The 5,613-nt window shown below is 47.9% G+C and carries 7 protein-coding genes; 5 read left to right on the forward strand and 2 right to left on the reverse strand.

Annotation, left to right across the window (positions count from 1 at the left end; all coding sequences use genetic code 11):
• Window positions 1–40: 40 nt before the first annotated feature.
• From PX484_RS10170 to PX484_RS10180, 3 genes are all read left to right on the forward strand, one after another.
• Entirely contained in the window at window positions 41–1,189 is a 1,149-nt protein-coding gene (locus PX484_RS10170) for a Re/Si-specific NAD(P)(+) transhydrogenase subunit alpha (protein ID WP_002801274.1), read from the forward strand.
• A 129-nt stretch (window positions 1,190–1,318) separates the two neighbouring features.
• Complete coding sequence (locus PX484_RS10175) at window positions 1,319–1,615, forward strand: NAD(P) transhydrogenase subunit alpha part 2 (RefSeq protein ID WP_002733247.1); 297 nt, start codon at window positions 1,319–1,321, stop codon at window positions 1,613–1,615.
• A complete protein-coding gene (locus tag PX484_RS10180) occupies window positions 1,612–3,021 on the forward strand; it encodes an NAD(P)(+) transhydrogenase (Re/Si-specific) subunit beta (RefSeq protein WP_287767441.1) in 1,410 nt (469 codons plus the stop codon). The genes PX484_RS10175 and PX484_RS10180 overlap by 4 nt, the downstream gene beginning before the upstream one ends.
• A 58-nt stretch (window positions 3,022–3,079) precedes the next feature.
• On the opposite strand, the gene PX484_RS10185 is transcribed toward PX484_RS10180, so the two are convergent.
• Window positions 3,080–3,319, reverse strand: coding sequence for a hypothetical protein (locus PX484_RS10185; protein ID WP_002757689.1), 240 nt, complete (start codon window positions 3,317–3,319; stop codon window positions 3,080–3,082).
• Between the two features lie 297 nt (window positions 3,320–3,616).
• Between PX484_RS10185 and PX484_RS10190 the strand changes: the two genes are divergently transcribed.
• Complete coding sequence (locus PX484_RS10190) at window positions 3,617–3,889, forward strand: hypothetical protein (RefSeq protein ID WP_287767439.1); 273 nt, start codon at window positions 3,617–3,619, stop codon at window positions 3,887–3,889.
• A 114-nt stretch (window positions 3,890–4,003) separates the two neighbouring features.
• Here the strand turns inward: PX484_RS10190 and PX484_RS10195 are convergent, their stop codons facing one another.
• Window positions 4,004–5,011: a hypothetical protein gene (locus PX484_RS10195; RefSeq protein WP_287668724.1), complete on the reverse strand. Its 1,008-nt coding sequence runs from the start codon at window positions 5,009–5,011 to the stop codon at window positions 4,004–4,006.
• A 404-nt stretch (window positions 5,012–5,415) separates the two neighbouring features.
• Here PX484_RS10195 and PX484_RS10200 point away from each other — a divergent pair.
• A partial coding sequence (locus PX484_RS10200; protein ID WP_288103721.1) for a hypothetical protein occupies window positions 5,416–5,613 on the forward strand: 198 nt, incomplete at its 3' end.

Raw genomic sequence — 5,613 nt, forward strand, 5'->3', positions numbered from 1 at the left:
CATAAGACAAGAGAAGGACTTACTAAGGAGAAACCCAGCCATGAAAATCGGCGTAATCAAAGAAAGTGACCAAGGCGAGGCGCGGGTGGCGCTAGTGCCGGATACCGTCGCCCGTTTAGTCAAGGCGGGATTTGAGGTAATGGTCCAAAATGGGGCGGGAATTAGCGCTAACTTTGCCGATAGTGCCTATAGTGCCGTGGGAGCCGCCCTGAGCGAAAACAGCGAATATATCTATGAAACTGCTGATATTATTCTCAAAGTCGTCCCTCCTAGCGATAGCGAGATCGATCGCCTCAAAAATGGTGGTATTCTCATCGGCTTTCTCGATCCCCTGCGTCAACCCCGGCGCATTGCCAAATTAGCCGAGCGCGGGATTACAGCTTTGAGCATGGAATTAATTCCCCGCAGTAGTCGCGCCCAGAGTATGGATGCCCTCTCCTCTCAGGCTAACCTCGCCGGTTACAAAGCGGTACTCCTCGCCGCCGTTGAGCTGCCGAAAATGTTCCCGATGATGACTACCGCCGCCGGTACGATCGCCCCAGCCAAGGTGCTGGTATTGGGGGCAGGAGTTGCCGGATTGCAAGCTTGCGCCACCGCCCGCCGTTTGGGGGCAGTGGTGGAGGCTTTTGATATTCGTCCCCAAGTCAAAGAAGAAGTACAGAGTGTCGGGGCGAAATTTATTGAAATGCCCCTAGAAGAAGATACCGTCGCCGATAACGGTTATGCCAAAGAGGTTTCTCTTAGCACACAGGAGCGCATTTGTCAAGCCCTAACGGAACCAATTAAGCGGGCTGATGTGGTGATCACCACCGCCCAAGTACCGGGGAAACAGGCCCCGCTGCTAGTCACCAAAGAAATGATCGCCACCATGAAAGCGGGGTCGGTAATCGTTGATTTAGCGGCGGAACAGGGCGGAAATTGCGCCTACACCCAACCGGGACGAGAAATCATCGAAAATGGGGTAAAAATCGTCGGAGCCGTTAATCTTCCTGCCACAGTGGCCACCAATGCCAGCCAGATGTACGCCAAAAACCTGCAAATGCTGCTACAGCTTCTAGTCAGCAAAGAGGGCAGTTTAAACCTCGATTTTGCCGATGACATCATTGATAGTGCCTGTGTCACCCACGCTGGCGAAATCCGCAACCAACGCATTAAATCCGCCCTCAGTGAACAGTTATCCGCTTTTTAGCTATCAGGATTCAGGAGGCAGGAGTCAGGAGTCAGGAGTTAGGAGGCAGTATTCTCCCCACACCCCACACCCCACACCCCACACCCCACTTCCCCAATCCCCAACCCCTATCCCCTTTTTAATTAACCAATGACTGCCCAACTTTTAACCGCTTTAGTGGTATTTGTCCTCGCTTCCTTTGTCGGTTTCGAGGTGATCAATAAAGTTCCTCCCACTCTCCATACACCCCTGATGTCGGGAGCGAATGCAATTTCAGGTATCGCCGTTGTCGGTGCGCTCCTCATCGCCGGAGGCACGGATTGGCACGAATTAACCGTAATTTTAGGGTTAATTGCCGTTATTTTGGCGATGGTTAACGTGGTCGGTGGTTTTGTCGTTACCGATCGAATGCTGCAAATGTTCAAGAAAAAAGAGGCTAAATCATGAATAATGCCCTTATCACAGGGATCGAGTTATCCTATCTACTCGCCGCCATTTTATTTATCATCGGTCTTAAACAATTATCTTCCCCCGCTACCGCCCGTCAAGGCAATTTTTTGGCTGCCATCGGGATGCTAATCGCCATTATTGCCACCTTAATCAATCAAGAAATCCTCAGCTATGGTTTAATCGCCGTGGCGTTGGTGATTGGCTCAATTATCGGTCTAGTTTCGGCGCAAAAAGTCCCGATGACAGCTATGCCCCAAATGGTGGCGATTTTTAACGGTTTAGGCGGTGCTGCCAGTGCTTTAATTGCCATGGGCGAATATTGGCGCTTACTGCAAAGTGGTGAAAATATTGCCTTTGACTCGATACTGATCGCTATTTTGGGTATATTGATCGGCGGTGTCACTTTTACCGGTAGTGTCCTCGCTTTTGCCAAATTACAGGAATTAATCAGTGGCGCCCCCGTAACTTTTCCTTTCCAACAACCCTTTAACATTCTCTTGCTACTCACCTTTTTAGGGGGTAGTGTCTATCTCTTTTTTGATCCCACCTCGATCGATGTTTTCCTGACCTTGGTGGCACTTTCCTTAATTTTCGGGGCTTTATTCGTGCTTCCCATCGGCGGCGGCGATATGCCCGTGGTTATCTCCCTCTTAAACTCTTTTTCGGGACTTGCCGCCAGCGTGGTCGGTTTTATCCTGATGAATAGTATGCTGATCATCGCCGGTGCTTTGGTGGGTGCGTCGGGGATTATCCTGACTCAGATCATGTGTAAAGCCATGAATCGATCGCTGGCTAGTGTACTATTTGGGGTATTTGGTACAGGTGCTAGTGCTGGGGGCGAAGCGAGCGCCACTTCTAGCCTTGATAAATCGGTTCACGCTATTGATTCAGAAGAAGGGGCCATGATGCTCGGTTATGCGCGTTCTGTGGTGATTGTACCCGGTTACGGCATGGCAGTGGCCCAAGCACAACACGCAGTGCGAGAATTGGCTGAACAGTTGGAAAAAAATGGCGTTGAGGTTAAATATGCTATTCACCCCGTGGCGGGAAGAATGCCCGGCCACATGAATGTATTATTGGCCGAAGCTAATGTTCCCTATCCGCAACTCTACGACATGGATGATATTAATCCTGAGTTTGAGCGCGTCGATGTGGCCTTAATTATTGGGGCGAATGATGTGGTTAATCCCGCTGCCCGTCACGATAAAGCTAGTCCGATTTATGGAATGCCAATCCTCGACGTGGATAAGGCACAGCACACGATCGTGATTAAGCGCAGTATGCGATCGGGTTTTGCCGGGGTAGAAAACGAATTATTCTACAATCCCAAAACCTTTATGCTCTTTGGTAGCGCTCAAGATGTGGTAGCACAATTAGTATCACAAGTCAAGGATTTGTCATAATTCTTGACAAATAGGACGGGGTTTTCACCCCGTCTTTTTTTATCTGATTTTTCAGAGTTTAAAGATAATCGAGAACTAATTCCCCTTTGCTCACTTTTTCGGTAATTAAAGTTCTGACTAACTCTAATTCTTCTAGGGTCACTTTACCATCAGACCTCATAGCTAGGGCGATTCTTTCCCTTTCCCCTTGAGTGATCACGCCATCAACACTAGCCTGTTCTATAATAGCCCGTAACTTTTCTAGTTCCTGTTGTTCTTCGGCGGTTAATTCTGCTTGATTAGGGCGAGATATTTCCATAAAAATTTCTCCTTGAGTGATCAACACAAACTTGATAATTTTTTTCTAAGTAGTAGAACCCATGGCAGTTATCCCCAGTCAGCATCGGCAATCAGGGACGATGCCTAATCCAGTTACACTTCATATTTTATCAGAACCCTAGGCCGCTGCACTGCCCACCCATTTATCTTTAAACCCTATCGAGAAAACGGGTTTCTCGAAAAAACCCGTTTTCTGTAAATTTATGTTATGGAAGTCTTGAAAAATTGGGGATTGTTGGGCTAAAACTGTTAGCAATAAACTTTTGCAGTTAATGTCATGACTTCTACCCTTTTGCCGAGCCTTCCTTCTGTTGACGATGTTTTGTTCAATTTCGCTCAATCTGATGGTTTTTGGGCGAATTTAGAAACCGCTTTTGGAGCAAGTTATGATGTGGTTAAGGCGACAGAACTACAACAGCAGTGGAAAAGCCGAGATTTCACTCAACTTCCTGAGATTGAGGTTGTCAGTGATGAGGTTTTAGGAAAGGCGAATGGTGCTTATGCGATCGCTCTTAAGGAGATTTACTTAGGGTTAGCTGAATATCAGTGAAAGCTTTGCTAGAAAGGGGTTTAGGTTTTTTGGTCAAGAAAAATGCCAGAAACAAACCGAGAGTAGTTCACACTCTTATTTAACGGTGGTGGGCAATGTCTATCCTGGGAAAAACTACGGGGTGAGCAATATCGGTCTTCGGGCATTTAAACGAATCCCGCACGGGCCTGTCACAGAGGAGCGTGCGAGCAGGTAATCGGTAGAGCGCCCCGTGGTTTTGTCCTTAACGGTGAAAGTGATCGAGCCATCTGACGACTGTTCGATACCGGCCGGTCCCTCTAGAAAAGCTCCCTCTCGAACGGTAGCGACCGGTTTGAAAGTGCCTTGTATTTCCACAAAAAGGGACTGACGGGTAATTCCCCACAACGGCTCCTTATCCACTTTTTGAAACAAACTCAACCAACTTCCGGCGAGTGTCTTGGGAACAGCGATCGCTATCGCCAGTGGCCCTGCTTTTATTTCCCTAAGAAAAGGATCGCGGAAACGACCAGCGTTAGTTACGAAAGTTCTCCCAGAGTGAGTGCTGTCGATGTACCACCCAGTTATACCGTTCCGACTCCGCGCACTTTCTCCTGAAAGTATGGTGGTGACAGTAATCCCATCGTAAAAGAACAACTCATCTTTTATGCCTCTGAGCAAAATACCTCGTAATCGCGGGACATCATAAACGGGGTAAACAAGACTAGCACCCCGTGCGATCGACCCCATCTCTTTCGCTTTTCCAGCAATGATCTCCAAGGTGGTGAGGGATGATCGTCCCCAAAATGTAGCGGGATGACCAGTGATCAATACGCGATCCAACGCCTGGCTGTAAACTCCCTGAGCGATGATACAGTTACCCCAGAAACGATGCCAAAACGAGCAGGGTCGCTCGTAGAGTTCGGGAAGTGCCTTCGGTGTACCAAGGGTAGGGGGGTTAGCATTCAGATCGAGCCGGGCCATGTAATCGATTTGTCCTCCATCGATCCAGAGCCAACCATCTTGTGTCGAAACCAGAGCGTCAATCTGGCCGTAATCGTATTGCGGGGCCCTCACCGATACCAGAGGCGTTGGAGTGCCTTTCCGTTTCAGTAGCAGGGTATCGACACCGGAGACGACTACCTCCAACGATTGGCCCCGCATTGGGATTGTTACTCGTGCTGTTTTATTCGGGGATAATGTTAATCTCGTCTCGGGTTTTCGCTCTACTGGTGAGAGGCAATATTTATCTAAAGGTTCGGCTATAACTTGCGGAATGTTAGCGACGAGAATTAAAAAAAACAATCGAAAAATAGGTCGCCACCCATTCCGATAATCATACCGACCACCCCAAGAATGGCTAAATAACATAAGCGGTTTCTGTGACATTTTCCCGAAGCTGATTGCCTGCCTTCTCGACTTGTCCTTATCCTACATTCTCAACAGAGAAAACGGGTTTCTCAAAGAAACCCGTTTTCTGTATAATCTTAATTTTTGTTACAGCACCATTGAAAAATTGGGGATTGTTGGGCTAAAACTGTTAGCAATAAACCTTTGCTGTCAGTGTCATGACTTCTTCACTGTTGCCGATTCTTCCTGCTATTGACGATATTTTATTCAATTTTGCTCAATCTGATGGCTTGAGTCAAGCTAATCAGGTGAATAGTGCGAGAAATCAGCGTTTAACCGCTACCGTAGTTTTCCTCGATGCTGGTGTTGCCGATTATCAAAGTCTCCAAGCTGGGGTAATTCCAGAAGTCGCCACC

Origin of the sequence: Microcystis sp. M49636_WE2 (genome assembly GCF_030065375.1) — a bacterium.
Taxonomy (GTDB): Bacteria; Cyanobacteriota; Cyanobacteriia; order Cyanobacteriales; family Microcystaceae; genus Microcystis; species Microcystis aeruginosa_C.